We start from the raw sequence: 14,159 nt of genomic DNA, 5'->3' as shown, positions 1-14,159 counted from the left end.
TGCCGAGTTCTGTCTGCAGGAACACGGTGACTTGATTGGGGCTGCTCCGCAGCCCGGCGCGGGGCAAGCCCGCTCACCACATGAGGCCCGTTCACCCCATTGGAATCACCTTCTTTCACCGAACAACTACGAGGTTGACGATGAACCACTTGAAAAAATACTGAGCAGCAGCCTCCTGGCACTGAGCTTGTTGGCCCAACACACCCCGGCCGCCGAACCCGTCAAACCGATCCACTTCGGTGACATCACCTGGGAAAGCGGCAGCCTGATCACCGAAGTGCTGCGCCTGATTGTCGAGAAAGGCTACGGCCTGCCCACCGACACCTTGCCCGGCAGCACCGTGAGCCTGGAAGCCGCCCTGGCCAAGGACGATATCCAGGTGATCGGCGAAGAATGGGCCGGGCGCAGTCCGGCGTGGGTCAAGGCCGAAAGCGAAGGCAAAGTGTTCGGCCTGGGCGACACCGTCAAAGGCGCCACCGAAGGTTGGTGGGTGCCGGAATACGTGATCAAGGGCGACGCCGAACGCGGCATCAAACCCCTGGCCCCGGAGCTTAAATCCGTCGCCGACCTGGCCCGCTACAAAGACGTGTTCCGCGACCCCGAAGACCCGACCCGTGGGCGCTTCCTCAACAGCCCCACCGGCTGGACCTCGGAGATCGTCAACAGCCAGAAGATCAAGGCCTACGGCCTGACCGACAGCTTCGTCAACTTCCGCACCGGCTCCGGCGCGGCGCTGGATGCGGAGGTGGCTTCGTCGATCCGTCGCGGCAAGCCGGTGCTGTTCTACTACTGGTCGCCGACGCCCCTGCTGGGTCGCTTCAAGTTGATCAAACTGGAAGAACCACCGTTCAACGCCGAAGCCTGGAAGACCCTGGCCGACGCCAACAACCCGCACCCCATCGGTACCCGTTCGATGCCGGCGCACTTGGCGATTGGCGTGTCGGCACCATTCAAGGCGCAGTACCCGCAACTGGTGACGTTCTTTGAAAAGGTCGACCTGCCGATTGACCTGCTCAACGGCATCCTCGCGCAAATGGCCGAGAAGCGCACCGCGCCGCGCCTGGTGGCTGAAGCGTTCCTGAAAGAACAACCGCAGGTCTGGCAGCAATGGGTGCCGGCGGACGTCGCGGCCAAGGTCAAGGAGAGTCTCTGATGCGCAAGCTCATCGCAGCCACACTGTTGGCGCTGTGCGCCGGGCCCCTGCTGGCGGCAGAACCGGCCACCCTGCGCGTCGGCTACCAGAAAAGCTCGGTGAGCATGGTGCTCGCCCGTGAGCATCACCTGTTCGAAGAAGGGCTGCCGGGCACCAAGGTCGAGTGGATCGAATTCCTCGGCGGCCCGCCGCTGATCGAAGCCTTGAACGGCGGCAGTATCGACATCGGCAACATCGGTGACATCCCGCCGATCTTCGCCCAGGCCGCCGGCATCGACATCCGCTACATCGGCGTCGAACCCAATGACGGGCGCACCGAAGCCATCCTGCTGCCCAAAGACAGCACCGTGCAGAGCGTGGCCGAACTCAAGGGCAAACGCGTGGCGCTGCTCAAGGGCTCCAGCGCCCACAACCTGTTCCTCAAAAGCCTGCTGCGGGCCGGCTTGCAGTGGAAGGACGTGAACGTGGTGTACCTGTCGCCCTCCGACGGCCGTGCGGCGTTTGAACAAGGCAAGGTCGACGCGTGGGTGGTGTGGGACCCGTACTACTCGGCGGCCGTGGTGGACGGCTCGGCAAAAGTATTGGGGGATGGCCAGGGGTTGAATCCGGCGGGCAGTTTCTTCATCGCCAGCGGCCCGTTCGCCAAGCAACACCCGCAGGCGATTGCCGCGATCCTCAAGGTGTTTGCCCAGGCGCAGCGGTTGTCTCTGGATGAGCATGACCAAAGCGTCGCGCTGATGGCCAAGACCCTGGGCCTGCAGCCGGCGGTGGTGGAAAGCTACTTCCAGCATCGCTCGCCGACGCCGAGCCGGCCACTGGAAGCCGTGGACATTGCCAACCAGCAACGCACGGCCGACGCGTTTTTTGCCAACGGCCTGATCCCGAAAAAGGTCGATGTGCAGCAAGTCGTGTTCAAGGCCCCGTAACTTTTCCGGTATGCGAGTACCCCTGTGATGAGGGAGCTTTTGTGGTGACGGGGCTTGTCCCCCGTTGGGCTGCGAAGCAGCCCTGAAACCTGCCAACCCGCTCTGTCTGAAAAAGCTCGGCGATCTTATTGGGGCCGCTTCGCGGCCCAACGGGGGACAAGCCCCCTCGCCACAACGAGCCTTCCGGCCACAAAAAAAATTCTCAAGGTCCCTTCGTAACCCATCAGTGAGCAGACCATGCAACCGATCTACATCGACTTTCTCAACGGCCTGGACATCGACGAACTGGCCCTGACCAACGACGAAATCCTCAACGCCATCGAATCCAGCCTCGCCATCCAGGGTCGCCGTGAGGCGGTGATCGAGCCGCGCATGCACCTGATTCCCGGCGGCGATATCAACGGCCACTTCAACGTGCTGCGCGGCGTATTGGGCGGCGCGATCGGCTACGCCGGGGTCAAGGTGGTGGGGGATTTTGTCGACAACTACCGCAAGGGCCTGCCCTCGGAACTGGCGATTCTCAACCTGCTGGACCCGGCCACCGGCATCCCCAAAGCCATCCTCGACGCCTCGGCGATCACCGACATGCGCACCGGCGCCGTCACCGCCATCGGCGCCAAATACCTGGCCCGGCCCGACAGTAAAATCCTCGCGCACATCGGCGCCCGTGGCACCGCCTATTGGAACGTGCGCTTGCTGGATCACCTGTTCGACTTCGACGAGATCCGCGTGCACTCGCGCCGCAGCGAAAGCCGCGAAGCGTTCGCCGAACGCCTGCGCCGCGACCTCGGCAAGCCGGTGATTGTCACCGACGATTGGGAGTCCACGGTGCGCGGCGCCGACATTGTGGTCGAGGCGTCACGCCTGGATCAGCCCCAACCCTTGCTGCATACCGAGTGGATCAAACCCGGTGCATTCGTTGTGCCCTACGGCACCATGAGCGCGGTGGAACTGTCGTTGACCGACATCATGCACAAGCTGGTGGTGGACGATTGGGGCCAGTGCAAAGGTGGCATGTTTGGCGCATTGCGCGCCCATGTCGACGCCGGAAAACTCAGCGCCGAGACCTTGCATGCCGAGTTGGGGCAGATCGTGGCCGGCTTGAAAACCGGTCGGGTATCCCCTGAGGAAACCATCCTGTTCTGGCACCGTGGGTTGAGCCTCAGCGATATCGCGTTGGGCCATGCGCTGCTGGAAAAATCCAGACGCCTCGGGATCGGCCAGCGGCTGCGCTGGGCATGATTCACTTCGATACCAATGGCCTGGCAATTGAGGATTTGCTGTCGATTGCCCGGCAAGACGCGCCGGCTGATTTCAGTAGTGCCGCCCGCCAGCGTATCGACGAAGGCCATCAACTGTTGCAGCGCCTGGTGGCTGAAGGCACGCCGATTTACGGCGTGACCACCGGCCTCGGTGCAGCGGTGGATACGCCCGTGGCGCCGGTGCAGGCCAGCATTCCACTGGGGCGCGCGGTGGGCGTGGGGCGCCTGGCCAATCGACAGGAACTACGGGCGATTACCGCCGCCCGCCTGGCCGGGTTGGCCCAGGGGCGCTCGGGCATTTCGCCGGGGGCGGCGCAGGCGCTGCTGGATTTGCTCAATAGCGGCGTCGAGCCCGAGGTGCCGTTGCTCGGGTCGTTGGGCGAGAGCGACCTGGCGCCGTTGGCGCATTTGAGCCTGGCGCTGAATGTGCCGCTGACCGGTAAGGATGGCCTGGCGCTGGTGTCGGCCAACTCCGCGAGTATCGGCCTTGGCGCCTTGCTGGTGGCCGAGGCTGAGCGAGCCTTGCAGGCGCTGTTGGCGGCGCTGGCGTTGTCGTGTGAGGGTTATCGGGCCAACCTCAGTCCGTTCCAGCCATGGGCTTCGCGGTTGCGTCCGGCGCCGGGTCAGAGTGAGCAGTCAGCGGCGTTGCTGCAGTGGGTGGACGGCGGCGAATTGGCCGACAACCCACGCCGCCTGCAAGACCCGTTGAGCTTTCGCTGTGCCACGGTGGTTCAGGGCGCGGCGCATCAAGCGGTGCAGCAACTGCGTGAGCTGGTTGAGCTGGAACTGGCCAGCGGCGCGGACAATCCGGCGTTGATCAGCGAAGAGGCCTTGGTGCTGGCCACGGCGAATTTCGACAGCACGCACCTGGCGCTGGCGGCAGAAGGATTGGGCCTGGCATTGAGCCGTGTGGCAGCGTGCAGCGCCGAGCGGATAGCCAAACTGTTGTCGCCGGCGTCCAGTGAGCTGCCGCGCTTTCTGATCAATCAGCCGGGGCATGTGGGCATGGCCGCGTTGCAGCGCACCAGTTCGGCGTTGGTGGCGGAGATCGGGCATTTGGCCAATCCAATCCCGGCGGTGAGCGTGCCGGTGGCAGATCGCGTGGAAGATTACGCGGGCCAGGCGCTGACAGTGATCGAGAAAACCCGGCAGTTGGTGCAGCGGGTGGTGTGGCTGGGCAGTATTGAACTGATCGTGGCCGCGCAGGCGGTAGACCTGCGCGGCACGGTTCAACTGGGGCAGGGCACCCGGCGTATTCATCAGGCGGTGCGCCGCCAGGTGGCGCACCTGGATCAGGATCGCTCGGGGTCGGTGGATGTGTTGGCCTTGGCAGCATTCATCGAGAACGCAGGCTTGAACCCCATTCTCTAAATCAAAGAAGATCAACTGTGGGAGCTGGCTTGCCTGCGATAGCGGTGTTGGATTCACCATCGCTATCGCAGGCAAGCCAGCTCCCACATTTTTGACTGCATTTCAGGTCATGGATTTTCAGCGGCCAGGGCGGCAATCACTGCCGGGCGTTCACCGATCCGCTGTTGAAATCTCGCCAGCGCCGGCCACTGCTGCAAATCGATATCAAAGAACCCCGCCCAACGCAGCACCACAAACAGGTACGTATCCGCCACCGAGTAGTGCGCGCCCAGCAGGTAATCCTGACGCTCCAGGGTCTGCACCAGAATCGCAAACCGCTTGAACAGCGTGGCCTTGAACAGTGCCTTCACCTCCGCAGGGATCGCGTCCTTGAACAGCACCCCCAGCCCGCCATGAATCTCGCTGGAGACAAAGTTCAGCCACTCCTGCAAACGCACCCGCTCCCAACTGCCATTGACCGGTGCCAGGCCCGCCGCCGGCACTTGGTCGGCCAGGTATTGCAGGATGGCGGCGCCTTCGGTCAGCACCTCGCCGTTGTCCAGTTGCAGTGCCGCCACGTAGCCCTTGGGGTTGATCTGCAAGAAATCATCACCCTCGGCCGTGAGCTTTTTCTGGTTGTCGACGCGAATCAATTCAAACGGCAGGGCCAATTCCCGCAGCACGATATGGGAGGCGAGGGAACAGGCATTCGGGGAAAAATACAGCTTCATCGGGACAACTCCGCAGGACAGTTGCCTTCAGTCTCCTGGGCATGGCACCTTGCGTAAAATTAATCTTTCAGAATCCTGCCATAAGGACAGCTACTGCCATGATGAACCTGATGCACTGGCGCCTGTTGGTGGCTGTGGCGGACAACGGCAGTATTACCGCCGCCTCCGAACGCGTCGGCATGACCCAGTCTGCGGCCAGCCAGGCGATGGCGGCCATGGAGGCCAACCTGGGTGCGCAACTGTTTGTGCGCGAGGCGCGCCAGACTGTGCCCACCGCCCTGGGCCTGCAAGTGATCGAGCAGGCGCGGGTGATGCTCGGGGCCTTGCAGGCGATTCGCACCACAGTGGACGAAGCGCGGCCCATGCTGCGTGGGACGATTCGCATCGCGAGTTTCCCCATGGTGCTGGCGGTGTTCCTGCCGCCGCTGTTGCGTCGGTTCAACCAGCTTTACCCGGGCATTGAGGTCACGGCCCTGGAAGTCACCGACGATGAAGTGAACACCTTGCTCGACGCGAACCTGATCGACCTGGGCGTGGTGCTCAACCCGCCGTCGGAGCGCAATGCCGCAGTGCTGGGGCGCGATAACTGGGTGGCTGTGTTGCCGATGGCGCACGTGTTATCCCGGCGTCCTGCGCAGGCAACGGTCACGCTGGAGGAACTGGTGGAGCAGCCGTTCGTGCTCGCCACCGGCGGCTGCACCGTCAACGCTCGCAGCCTGGCGCAGGAGGCCGGGCTGGTGTTGCGCGAGGTGCGGGTGGAAGTGCGGGAGTGGAACAGTGCTTTCAGCCTGGTGCGCGAAGGCGTGGGTGTGACGCTGGTGCCCGAGATGACCCTGCCGGCCCAGCGCCACGGCTTGCGCATCATGCCGCTGGCGGAGCCGGTTCACCGCGAGTTTGCGTTGGTGACTTCACGCCATCAATCGCCCTCCGCAGCGGTAAATGCTTTGTTGCAAATGCTGGCTGACTAGTGGCCTTGCATAGCGCCAACGCCTGTCTATGCTCACCCAGAACCGTTGATGACGCTCGGCATATAAAGCGTTTCGGATAGGTTTCCCCATAAAGGTCTGCGATCAAGATTCAAACCGTGAATGGAATGCGCCCGCGTGGGCGTCGGGAAAATAAAGGGTGATCTGACATGTTCAACCGCCAACACAAAACCGACCTGCTGGAAATCGAACGCTTCTCCTGTGCCCTCTCCGAAGCCAAGGCTAAATTGGCCGCCATCAGCCGCTCCATGGCGATGATCGAGTTTGATCGCAACGGCATCGTGCTGGATGCCAATGAAAACTTCTGCAAGACCATGGGCTACAGCGCTGAAGAAATCCGTGGCAAACATCACCGGATTTTCTGCGAAGAGGCCTACACCCACACCGATGCCTACGCCAAGCTCTGGCGCGACCTGGCGCGGGGCGAGGCCCTCAGCGGCACCTTCATGCGCTTGAACAAGCATGGCCAGGAAGTGTGGCTGGAAGCCAGCTACATGCCGGTGCTCGGTGCCGACAACCAGGTGCAGAGCGTGATCAAGGTCGCCTCGGACATCTCGGCGCGGATTCACCGCGAGCATGAAAACCAGAGCCTGATCGACGCCATCGGCCGCTCCATGGCGGTGATCGAATTCACCCCGCAAGGCCAGATCCTGAATGCCAACGACAACTTCCTGAAGACAGTCGGCTATTCCCTCAACGAAATCGTCGGCCAGCACCACAGCATGTTCTGCCATCGTCACGAAACCGAGTCGCCGACTTACAAGGCGTTCTGGGCTTCCCTCAATCGTGGCGAGTACCACTCCCATCGTTTCGAGCGCAAAAACAAATACGGTCAGACGCTGTTCCTGGAAGCCTCCTACAACCCGATCTTCGATGCCAACGGGCGCCTGTACAAAGTGGTGAAGTTCGCCAGCGACATCACTGACCAGGTCACCACCTTGCGCACCGCCGCCGACTCGGCCCACGCCACCTCGGTGCAGAACGACGCCTGTGCCCGCAAGGGGTCGGAAGTGGTGCAGCAGACCGTGCAGATCATCGAAGAAATTTCCCGCGACCTTAACGAAGCCGCCGTGAGTATCGATGCGGTGAGCAAACAGTCGGACATCATCGGCACCATCGTCCAGACCATTCGCGGCATCGCCGACCAGACCAACCTGCTGGCGCTGAACGCCGCGATCGAAGCGGCCCGGGCCGGTGAGCATGGTCGCGGGTTTGCGGTGGTGGCGGATGAGGTGCGCAGTCTGGCGGCGCGCACCAGCCAGGCGACGATCGAGATTGTGGACGTGGTGCGCAAGAACCACGACCTGTCGATCAGCGCGGTGTCGAGCATGCAGTCGAGCTTGAGCCGTACGGGGCTTGGGGTGGAGCTGGCGAATGAGGCGGGGCAGGTGATCCTGGAGATTCAGGAAGGGTCACGGCATGTGGTGGATGCGATCAGTCAGTTCAACTCGACACTACAACTGCAGTAACACACCATTATGGTCGAGCAATAACCTGTGGCGAGGGAGCTTTTGTGGTGAGGGGGCTTGTCCCCCGTTGGGCTGCGCAGCAGCCCCAAAAGCGGCCACCTCATTCCATCAGAAGGAACGCGGCGACCGGATTAGGGCTGCTTCGCAGCCCAACGGGGGACAAGCCCCCTCACCACAGGAAAGCCCTTCGCCACAGGATTTGTATCGTCAGGGCTTAGATCGCAGCCAGGGTTTCTTTCACGTTCTGCGCCTGCGGGTCAGCCGTCTTCGCCGCTACCTGCTGCGTCTGCTGCTCTTTCAGGCGTTCTGCCACTTCTTTGGAAATAGCGTCCTGCTTTTCCTGAGGCATGTTCTTCACATCATCCTCGGTCAAACCCTGTTCCTTGAGCAGTTGCTCGCGGATGCGCTCGGCCGGGCTTTTCTTCATGTAGTCGGTGAAGTCACTGCGGGCCGAAGTGGTCGAGTCAGTCTTGGCCGTATCGGTGGTCGAGGTGGTTGCGGTGGTGGCTTGCAACTGCACACGGGTCTTGGCGAAGGCGGCATTGATGTTGTCGGCAGTGGCGTCGGCCGCTGCCTGTGTGGTCGATACAGTGGTGGTGCCCTGCTGCACGTTTTGTGCGGCGCCGCTGTACAGCGCGCTGGCTGCGGCGTTGGCCGGGTCCATGTCGGCGCGTTTGATGCGTTGGATCGTTGACTGAGCCTGGGGATTGTTGTTGATCAGCATGATCAGGACACCTGTGGATGTGAGCGGTCCCACAGGTGGAGCAATTAGCGTGCCCAGTGATATGGCCCCGTGTTTACGGGGCTTTTGGCCGCCACCGTCGGCAAACGTTGGCGTGCCGACGGCCATTGTTTGCCGCTAGTGGGCAATGTTCTCCAGCGCCAGGTTGCGGGTGCGCGGGCCGAACCAGCTGATGGTGATCATCACGATCAACATGCTGCTGGCGATAAACGCCAACACGCCCGGCGTACCGAGGTGTTCAAGGATCACACCGATCAGCAAGCTGCTGAACACCGTCGACAACCGGCTGAACGAATAGCAGAAACCTACCGCCCGGGCGCGGATGTTGGTGGGGAACAGTTCGCTCTGGTAGGAGTGATAACTGAAGCTCAGCCAGGCGTTGCAGAAGGTGATCATCACCCCGCAGATCACCAGCCCTACGGCGGTGGTTTGCAGCGCGAACAAACTGCCGAAGATCACCGCGCCCAGGGCCGAGCCGACAATCTGCCATTTGTTTTCAAACCGGTTGGCCACCTTCACAAACAGCAGCGGCCCCAGCGGGTAGGCGAGGGTGATGATGAAGGCATAACCCAAGCTGTGGGTCACGCTCACGCCCTGGCCCGACAGCAGCGCCGGCAACCAATTGCCAAAGCCGAAAAAGCCGATGGCCTGGAACACATGAAACACAATCAGCATCAACGCCCGGCGCCGGTAGGGCGGTTGCCAGATATCGGCAAACCGCCCTTGGCCCTGCACGCTGACGGCTTCCGGCTCCGGTTCATCCAGAGGCTTGCCGTGGTCCTTCTGGCAACGTGCCTCAAGGCTGTCCATGATCTGCCCGGCCTCATCAAAACGGCCTTTTTGCGCGAGCCAGCGCGGTGACTCCGGCAGGCGTTTGCGCAGTTGCCAGATAAACAGCGCAAACACCGCACTGCTCAGCACCACCCAGCGCCAGCCAGAGACCCCGAACGGCGCCTGGGGCACCAGCCACCACGACATCAAGGCCACCGCCGGCACCGACAGGAACTGGATGAAAAACGCAAAGGCAAACGCCGAGCTGCGCATGCGCTTGGGCACCAGTTCCGAAAGATAGGCATCGATGGTCACCAGCTCGATGCCGAGGCCGATGCCCACCAGGAAGCGCATACAGATAATCCCCAAGGCAGAGGTCTGAATACCCATCAGCACAGTGGCGACGGTGTACCAGATCAGCGCAAAGGTGAAGATCGCCCGGCGCCCGTAGCGGTCGGCAATCGGGCTGAGCAGGCTGGCACCGAGGAACAGGCCGAGGAAGGTGGCCGAGGCAAAGGCCGCCTGGTCGGAGAAGCCGAATACGCCCTGGCTGCCGGTGTGGAAAATCCCGTCACTGATCAAGCCCGGGCTGATGTAGGCGGTCTGGAACAGGTCATACAGCTCGAAAAAGCCGCCAATCGACAGCAACGCCACCAGGCGCCACACGGTGGCGACGGCGGGCAGCCGGTCGATGCGCGCGCTGATGTGGGCGGCGCGGATCGGGTCGATGCCGTCTGCGGTAGAGGGTGAAGACATGGGCAGAAGACTCAGTAAGTGATCGGGATCTCGAATGCCTGAAACGCATCATCCAGCGGTTGGTAACCCAGCACACGGGTTGTTTCGCTGAGGTCCAGGCGTTTGAAACGGTTATTGGAAATGCCGTGGGCGATGAGGTGTTTCACCCCGATGGTTTCCACCGAACGTTGCAGCAACTGCACGGCGTCCCGCGGGCTGAGCCAGGCGCTGAGGTCGCGGGCGTTGTTCAGGTCGTGGGTTTCGGGGAATTCAAACGCACCGATGCGCAGGGCGATGGTGGAGAGCGGGGTTTTGGCGGCGTAAAAACCGCACAAGGCCTCGCCGTAGCATTTGCTCACGCCGTACAGGTTGGCGGGCAATACGGGCATGCCGGGGGTGATCTGGCGGTCGACCGGGTAGCCTTCGATGGTCTGGGCGCTGCTGGCGAACACCAGGCGTTTTACCCCGGCGGCCACGGCGGCTTCGAACAGGTACGTGGTGGCCAGGATGTTGTTGGGCAGCAACTCGTCGAAGGTGGCGCTGGCGTGGGGGATGCCCGACAGGTGCACGATCACGTCAATCCCGTCGAGCAGCGCGGTGAGGCTGGTTTTGTCGCTCAGGTCAGCGTGCACGAAGCGGTGTTCGCCGAGGGCGAAATCCGGCTCGATGCGGTCGGTGAGGGTGAAGCGGTAGCGGTCTTTCGAGGCTTCGAAAAACGTCTTGCCGATGCGGCCGCAAGCGCCAGTGAGCAGTACGTTGAGTCCGTTCATTGTGTCGTCCTTGTTTTTAGTTGTGGCCGTCGAGGGCGAAGGCCTTGAAGCCAGGGCGCTGGCTGAGGGTTGCGTAGTAGGCGCTGACAGCCGGGTAGGAGGGATGCTCCATAGGCGTCATCCGCCAGCGGTGTACGGACAGACCGATGAGGATGTCGGCCAGTGTGAACGCATTACCGGCCACGTAGGCATTGGTTTTGGTCAGTTGCTGTTCCAGCAGGCCCATCTTGTCGTTCCAGCCGCGCACACCGGCAGCGAGGCGTTGCGGGTCTTGGTAGTCCGGGTTTTTGCGCACCAGGGCGTGGAAGGCGTAGCTCCAGGACGGGTTGAGTTCGGTGGCTTGCCAATCCATCCATTGCTCCACTTTGGCACGGGCTGCCGGTTCGGCGGGTAGCAGGTCGTGGCGTTGGTGCAGGCCCACGAGGTAGCGGCAGATGGTATTGGATTCCCACAGCACGCCGTTGTCGTCGATGAGTACCGGGACTTGGGCGTTAGGGTTCAGGGCCAGGAATTCGGGGGATTGGGTGGGCGTGAAGCCGATGCCCCAGTCTTCGCGCTCGTAGGGAATAGCCAGCTCCTGGCAGGTCCACAGGACTTTTCGCACGTTGATAGAGGAGGTGCGACCCAAGATTTTCAGCGAATGGCCCATGGTGCTTTCCTGGCGACGGTGAGAAGGCAGGGAGGCAATTTAGCAGGGGCATCAGCCGACGACGACCAAAAATGTAGGAGCTGGCTTGCGGTCTGTTAGATCAGTGGTGATTCTTGATCCATCAATTCGCCGGCAGCGCTGAAGCCGGCAACCCAAACGTGCGATCGAACAGCCAGTTGAAGGCAAAGGTGTAGCACGGAATGAAAATGATCAGCGCCAGGTCCAGCAGGAAGGCTTGCACCAGGCTGATGTTCATCCACCAGGCAATCAGCGGGATCAGGAAAACGATCAGGGTCAGCTGGAAGCCTACGGCATGGGCGATGCGCCGTTTGACGGTGCGGGTGCGGTCGGCCTGACGGCATTCCCAACGCTCGAAGAGTGAGGTGTAGATGAAGTTCCAGGTCACCGCAATGGTGGTGATGATGACCGCCAGCGGGCCGGTGCTGGAAGGGTGGGTACCGGACAGCAGGGCCAGGCCGAGGGCGGAAAAGGTCATGCCGATCACTTCATACAGCGCCACATAGACCAGTTTGCGTTTTACGCCTTGCATGCAACTTCCTCTTTTTTCGTGACAGGAGCGTCAGAAGGCGCAGAAGATAGCCTCAGTATTACTGATAGAAAAAGTCAGTAGCTTTCAGTTTTATTGATAGGTGGTGACGTGGCTTTTACCAATGACAGCGTTGAATTGTTCCTGGCCGTTGTGGACAAGGGCTCCTTTTCAGCTGCTGCGCGGTCGCTGGGTAAGGTGCCGTCGGCGGTGAGCATGGGCATCGCCAACCTTGAGGCCGAGCTGGGCTACCCGCTGTTTGATCGCACGCATCGCGAGCCAGCGCCTACCGCTCTGGCCATGGCCCTGCTGCCGCATGCACGATTGATTGCCGACCAGTTCAAGCAGTTGCAGGTGCATGCGTTGCAGTTGTCCCAGGGGTTGGAAAGCAAGCTCTCCATCGGGGTGGTGACTGAGCTGGATACTCGCCGTTTACTGGCCGCCATCGGCGCGGTTTCCCGGCATTACCCGCTATTGGAAATCGAGGTGCTGACGGCGCCGCAGGATGAGGTATTGCGCTGGCTGCACAGCGGCCGGGTGAGTGTGGGCCTGACGTTTGCCGGCTTGAGTGTTAATGCGCTGGAGCGTTTTCAGTTTATCGGCAGTGAGCAGTTGATCGCCTGCATCAGCCCCCTGCATCCCAAGTTTCAGGGCAGTGGCGAGCCATTTCTGGAGGACCTGGTTCAGGTGCGACAGATTGTGGTGGCCAGCGCAGATTTGCCCCTGAGTGACAGTCGCCCGCTTATCGGGCAATCCTGCTGGCGCACCGATAGCCTGGGGATGGCGCTGGAGATGGTGGAGGCAGGATTTGGCTGGGGTAACTTTCCGTTGTCGGCGGTGGCGCCGTTGCTGGAGGCGGGCCGGCTCAAGCGCCTGAGCTTCAGGAATATCGAAAATGGCCTGGCGATGGTGGTGAATGCGGTGTGGTTGAAACATCAGCCGCTGCGCAAGGGCGCGGCTGAGTTGGTCAGGTTTTTGAGCGTGTAGGGTCAGGTACTCTCGCGCACCTTCAGCTCAAACCCCATGTCCACCACCGGCCGGGCGATCTTGTTACCGGCCATCACCGTCAGCAAATGCTCTGCCGCGCGCCGGCCAATGGCTTCGCGAGGCGTACTGATGCTGCTCAAACGCGGCACCATGAACGAGGAGGAGGGCAGGTCGTTGAAGCCCAGCACCGAGATCTGCTGCGGTATTTTGATGCCATGGCGCAGTGCTTCCAGCAACGCGCCCTGAGCCAGGTCGTCGTTACCAAAGAAGATCGCGTCCACATCCGGATGGCTGGCCAGCAGTTGCAGGAACAACTCACCGCCCAACCCCACTGACGATGGCCGTGGCGTCAGCACTTCAAGCGCCGGGTCGTACAACCCCGCCTGCTGCAACGCCCGGCGAAAGCCTTCACCGCGCAATAACGTGCGCTGGTCCAGTTGCGCACCGATGTAGGCCAGGCGTTTGCGACCCCGCGAGATGAGATGCGCGGCCGCCGTTTCCCCGGCGTTCAACTGCGAGAATCCTACGCAGTTCAATCCGGCGCCCGGGTCCAGGTCCATCATGTACACACACGGCACGTTGCTTGATTCCACCATTCGCCGGGCACTTTCCGTACGGTCAAACCCGGTCAGCAGCAACCCCCGTGGCTGGTAGGCCATGTAGTTGCGCAGCAGGTCTTCTTCTTCGTCGCGGGAATAGTGGGTGTTGCCGATCAGCACTTCAAAGCCTTTGGGCCGCAGTACCTGGTGGATGGCTTCCAGGGTTTCGATAAACAGCAGGTTGGACAGCGACGGTACCAACACCACCACCGACTGGCTCTGGGCGGACGCCAGGGCACGGGCGGCCGGGTTGACCACGTAGCTCAATTCGGCGGCGGCTTTTTGCACTTTTTCCACCAGTTCGGTGGCCACGGTGCTGATGCCGCGCAAGGCCCGGGAGGCGGTAATCGGGCTTACGCCGGCCAGGCGGGCTACTTCATTCAGGGTAGGGCGGCCCGTGGTGCGGGTATTTTTATCGTTCTTGGGAGTCATCAGGCGGCTTGCCAAACAAAAATCGAGGCACTAAGGTAGCGCTGTCTCCA

Annotated in this window: 14 protein-coding genes and 1 pseudogene; 8 read left to right on the top strand and 7 right to left on the bottom strand. The window is 61.8% G+C overall.

Annotated features, from left to right (window positions below):
* Positions 1-157: 157 nt before the first annotated feature.
* From JFV30_RS21620 to JFV30_RS21605, 4 genes are all read left to right on the top strand, one after another.
* The gene (locus JFV30_RS21620; RefSeq protein WP_201126230.1) at positions 158-1,153 is read left to right on the top strand and encodes an ABC transporter substrate-binding protein; all 996 of its coding nucleotides are present in this window, start codon (positions 158-160) and stop codon (positions 1,151-1,153) included.
* Positions 1,153-2,079, top strand: coding sequence for an aliphatic sulfonate ABC transporter substrate-binding protein (locus JFV30_RS21615; RefSeq protein ID WP_201125153.1), 927 nt, complete (start codon positions 1,153-1,155; stop codon positions 2,077-2,079). The genes JFV30_RS21620 and JFV30_RS21615 overlap by 1 nt, the downstream gene beginning before the upstream one ends.
* A 237-nt stretch (positions 2,080-2,316) precedes the next feature.
* Entirely contained in the window at positions 2,317-3,321 is a 1,005-nt protein-coding gene (locus tag JFV30_RS21610) for an ornithine cyclodeaminase family protein (protein ID WP_201125152.1), read from the top strand.
* Entirely contained in the window at positions 3,318-4,712 is a 1,395-nt protein-coding gene (locus tag JFV30_RS21605) for an HAL/PAL/TAL family ammonia-lyase (RefSeq protein ID WP_201125151.1), read from the top strand. The genes JFV30_RS21610 and JFV30_RS21605 overlap by 4 nt, the downstream gene beginning before the upstream one ends.
* A 107-nt stretch (positions 4,713-4,819) precedes the next feature.
* Here JFV30_RS21605 and gstA read toward each other — a convergent pair whose 3' ends face one another.
* Complete coding sequence (gene gstA / locus JFV30_RS21600) at positions 4,820-5,422, bottom strand: glutathione transferase GstA (protein WP_201125150.1); 603 nt, start codon at positions 5,420-5,422, stop codon at positions 4,820-4,822.
* 98 nt (positions 5,423-5,520) lie between these two features.
* Here gstA and JFV30_RS21595 point away from each other — a divergent pair, with 98 nt between their 5' ends.
* The 3 genes and pseudogenes from JFV30_RS21595 to JFV30_RS33705 all read left to right on the top strand — a co-directional run bounded on the left by JFV30_RS21595 (position 5,521) and on the right by JFV30_RS33705 (position 7,877).
* Positions 5,521-6,390 carry a LysR family transcriptional regulator gene (locus JFV30_RS21595; RefSeq protein WP_169386089.1) on the top strand — a complete coding sequence of 290 codons (870 nt, stop codon included), beginning with the start codon at positions 5,521-5,523 and terminating at the stop codon, positions 6,388-6,390.
* A 167-nt stretch (positions 6,391-6,557) separates the two neighbouring features.
* Positions 6,558-7,286, top strand: a pseudogene (locus tag JFV30_RS33710) (PAS domain-containing protein); the annotation flags it as partial.
* A gap of 18 nt (positions 7,287-7,304) precedes the next feature.
* Positions 7,305-7,877 carry a methyl-accepting chemotaxis protein gene (locus JFV30_RS33705; protein ID WP_371132976.1) on the top strand — a complete coding sequence of 191 codons (573 nt, stop codon included), beginning with the start codon at positions 7,305-7,307 and terminating at the stop codon, positions 7,875-7,877.
* A 214-nt stretch (positions 7,878-8,091) separates the two neighbouring features.
* Here JFV30_RS33705 and JFV30_RS21585 read toward each other — a convergent pair whose 3' ends face one another.
* The 5 genes from JFV30_RS21585 to JFV30_RS21565 form a co-directional block, all read right to left on the bottom strand.
* Positions 8,092-8,601 (bottom strand): hypothetical protein, encoded by a 510-nt coding sequence (locus tag JFV30_RS21585; protein WP_201125148.1) that lies wholly within the window; start codon positions 8,599-8,601, stop codon positions 8,092-8,094.
* Between the two features lie 135 nt (positions 8,602-8,736).
* Positions 8,737-10,146, bottom strand: coding sequence for an MFS transporter (locus JFV30_RS21580; protein WP_201125147.1), 1,410 nt, complete (start codon positions 10,144-10,146; stop codon positions 8,737-8,739).
* A gap of 11 nt (positions 10,147-10,157) precedes the next feature.
* The gene (locus JFV30_RS21575; RefSeq protein WP_201125146.1) at positions 10,158-10,895 is read right to left on the bottom strand and encodes an NAD-dependent epimerase/dehydratase family protein; all 738 of its coding nucleotides are present in this window, start codon (positions 10,893-10,895) and stop codon (positions 10,158-10,160) included.
* Positions 10,896-10,911: 16 nt separating this feature from the next.
* Entirely contained in the window at positions 10,912-11,544 is a 633-nt protein-coding gene (locus JFV30_RS21570; RefSeq protein WP_201125145.1) for a glutathione S-transferase family protein, read from the bottom strand.
* A gap of 121 nt (positions 11,545-11,665) precedes the next feature.
* Positions 11,666-12,094 carry a PACE efflux transporter gene (locus JFV30_RS21565; RefSeq protein ID WP_201125144.1) on the bottom strand — a complete coding sequence of 143 codons (429 nt, stop codon included), beginning with the start codon at positions 12,092-12,094 and terminating at the stop codon, positions 11,666-11,668.
* Positions 12,095-12,202: 108 nt separating this feature from the next.
* On the opposite strand from JFV30_RS21565, the gene JFV30_RS21560 reads away from it, so the two are divergent.
* Positions 12,203-13,078, top strand: coding sequence for a LysR substrate-binding domain-containing protein (locus tag JFV30_RS21560; protein ID WP_201125143.1), 876 nt, complete (start codon positions 12,203-12,205; stop codon positions 13,076-13,078).
* A gap of 2 nt (positions 13,079-13,080) precedes the next feature.
* Here the strand turns inward: JFV30_RS21560 and JFV30_RS21555 are convergent, their stop codons facing one another.
* On the bottom strand, positions 13,081-14,112 hold the full coding sequence (locus JFV30_RS21555) for a LacI family DNA-binding transcriptional regulator (RefSeq protein WP_201126229.1): 1,032 nt from the start codon (positions 14,110-14,112) through the stop codon (positions 13,081-13,083).
* Between the last annotated feature and the right edge of the window lie 47 nt (positions 14,113-14,159).

Source organism: Pseudomonas sp. TH32 (assembly GCF_016650855.1).
In the GTDB taxonomy this organism is placed as follows: Bacteria; Pseudomonadota; Gammaproteobacteria; order Pseudomonadales; family Pseudomonadaceae; genus Aquipseudomonas.
Note: the sequence above shows the minus strand (reverse complement) of the source record. Positions and strands in the feature narration are given on the sequence as shown.

What these genes read in the sequence shown, in the direction of transcription:
- JFV30_RS21615 (WP_201125153.1), top strand. Translation starts at nt 1,153, where the DNA reads ATGCGCAAGCTCATCGCAGCCACACTGTTGGCGCTGTGCGCCGGGCCC.
- JFV30_RS21610 (WP_201125152.1), top strand. Translation starts at nt 2,317, where the DNA reads ATGCAACCGATCTACATCGACTTTCTCAACGGCCTGGACATCGACGAA.
- JFV30_RS21605 (WP_201125151.1), top strand. Translation starts at nt 3,318, where the DNA reads ATGATTCACTTCGATACCAATGGCCTGGCAATTGAGGATTTGCTGTCG.
- gstA (WP_201125150.1), bottom strand. Translation starts at nt 5,422, where the DNA reads ATGAAGCTGTATTTTTCCCCGAATGCCTGTTCCCTCGCCTCCCATATC.
- JFV30_RS21595 (WP_169386089.1), top strand. Translation starts at nt 5,521, where the DNA reads ATGATGAACCTGATGCACTGGCGCCTGTTGGTGGCTGTGGCGGACAAC.
- JFV30_RS21585 (WP_201125148.1), bottom strand. Translation starts at nt 8,601, where the DNA reads ATGCTGATCAACAACAATCCCCAGGCTCAGTCAACGATCCAACGCATC.
- JFV30_RS21580 (WP_201125147.1), bottom strand. Translation starts at nt 10,146, where the DNA reads ATGTCTTCACCCTCTACCGCAGACGGCATCGACCCGATCCGCGCCGCC.
- JFV30_RS21575 (WP_201125146.1), bottom strand. Translation starts at nt 10,895, where the DNA reads ATGAACGGACTCAACGTACTGCTCACTGGCGCTTGCGGCCGCATCGGC.
- JFV30_RS21570 (WP_201125145.1), bottom strand. Translation starts at nt 11,544, where the DNA reads ATGGGCCATTCGCTGAAAATCTTGGGTCGCACCTCCTCTATCAACGTG.
- JFV30_RS21565 (WP_201125144.1), bottom strand. Translation starts at nt 12,094, where the DNA reads ATGCAAGGCGTAAAACGCAAACTGGTCTATGTGGCGCTGTATGAAGTG.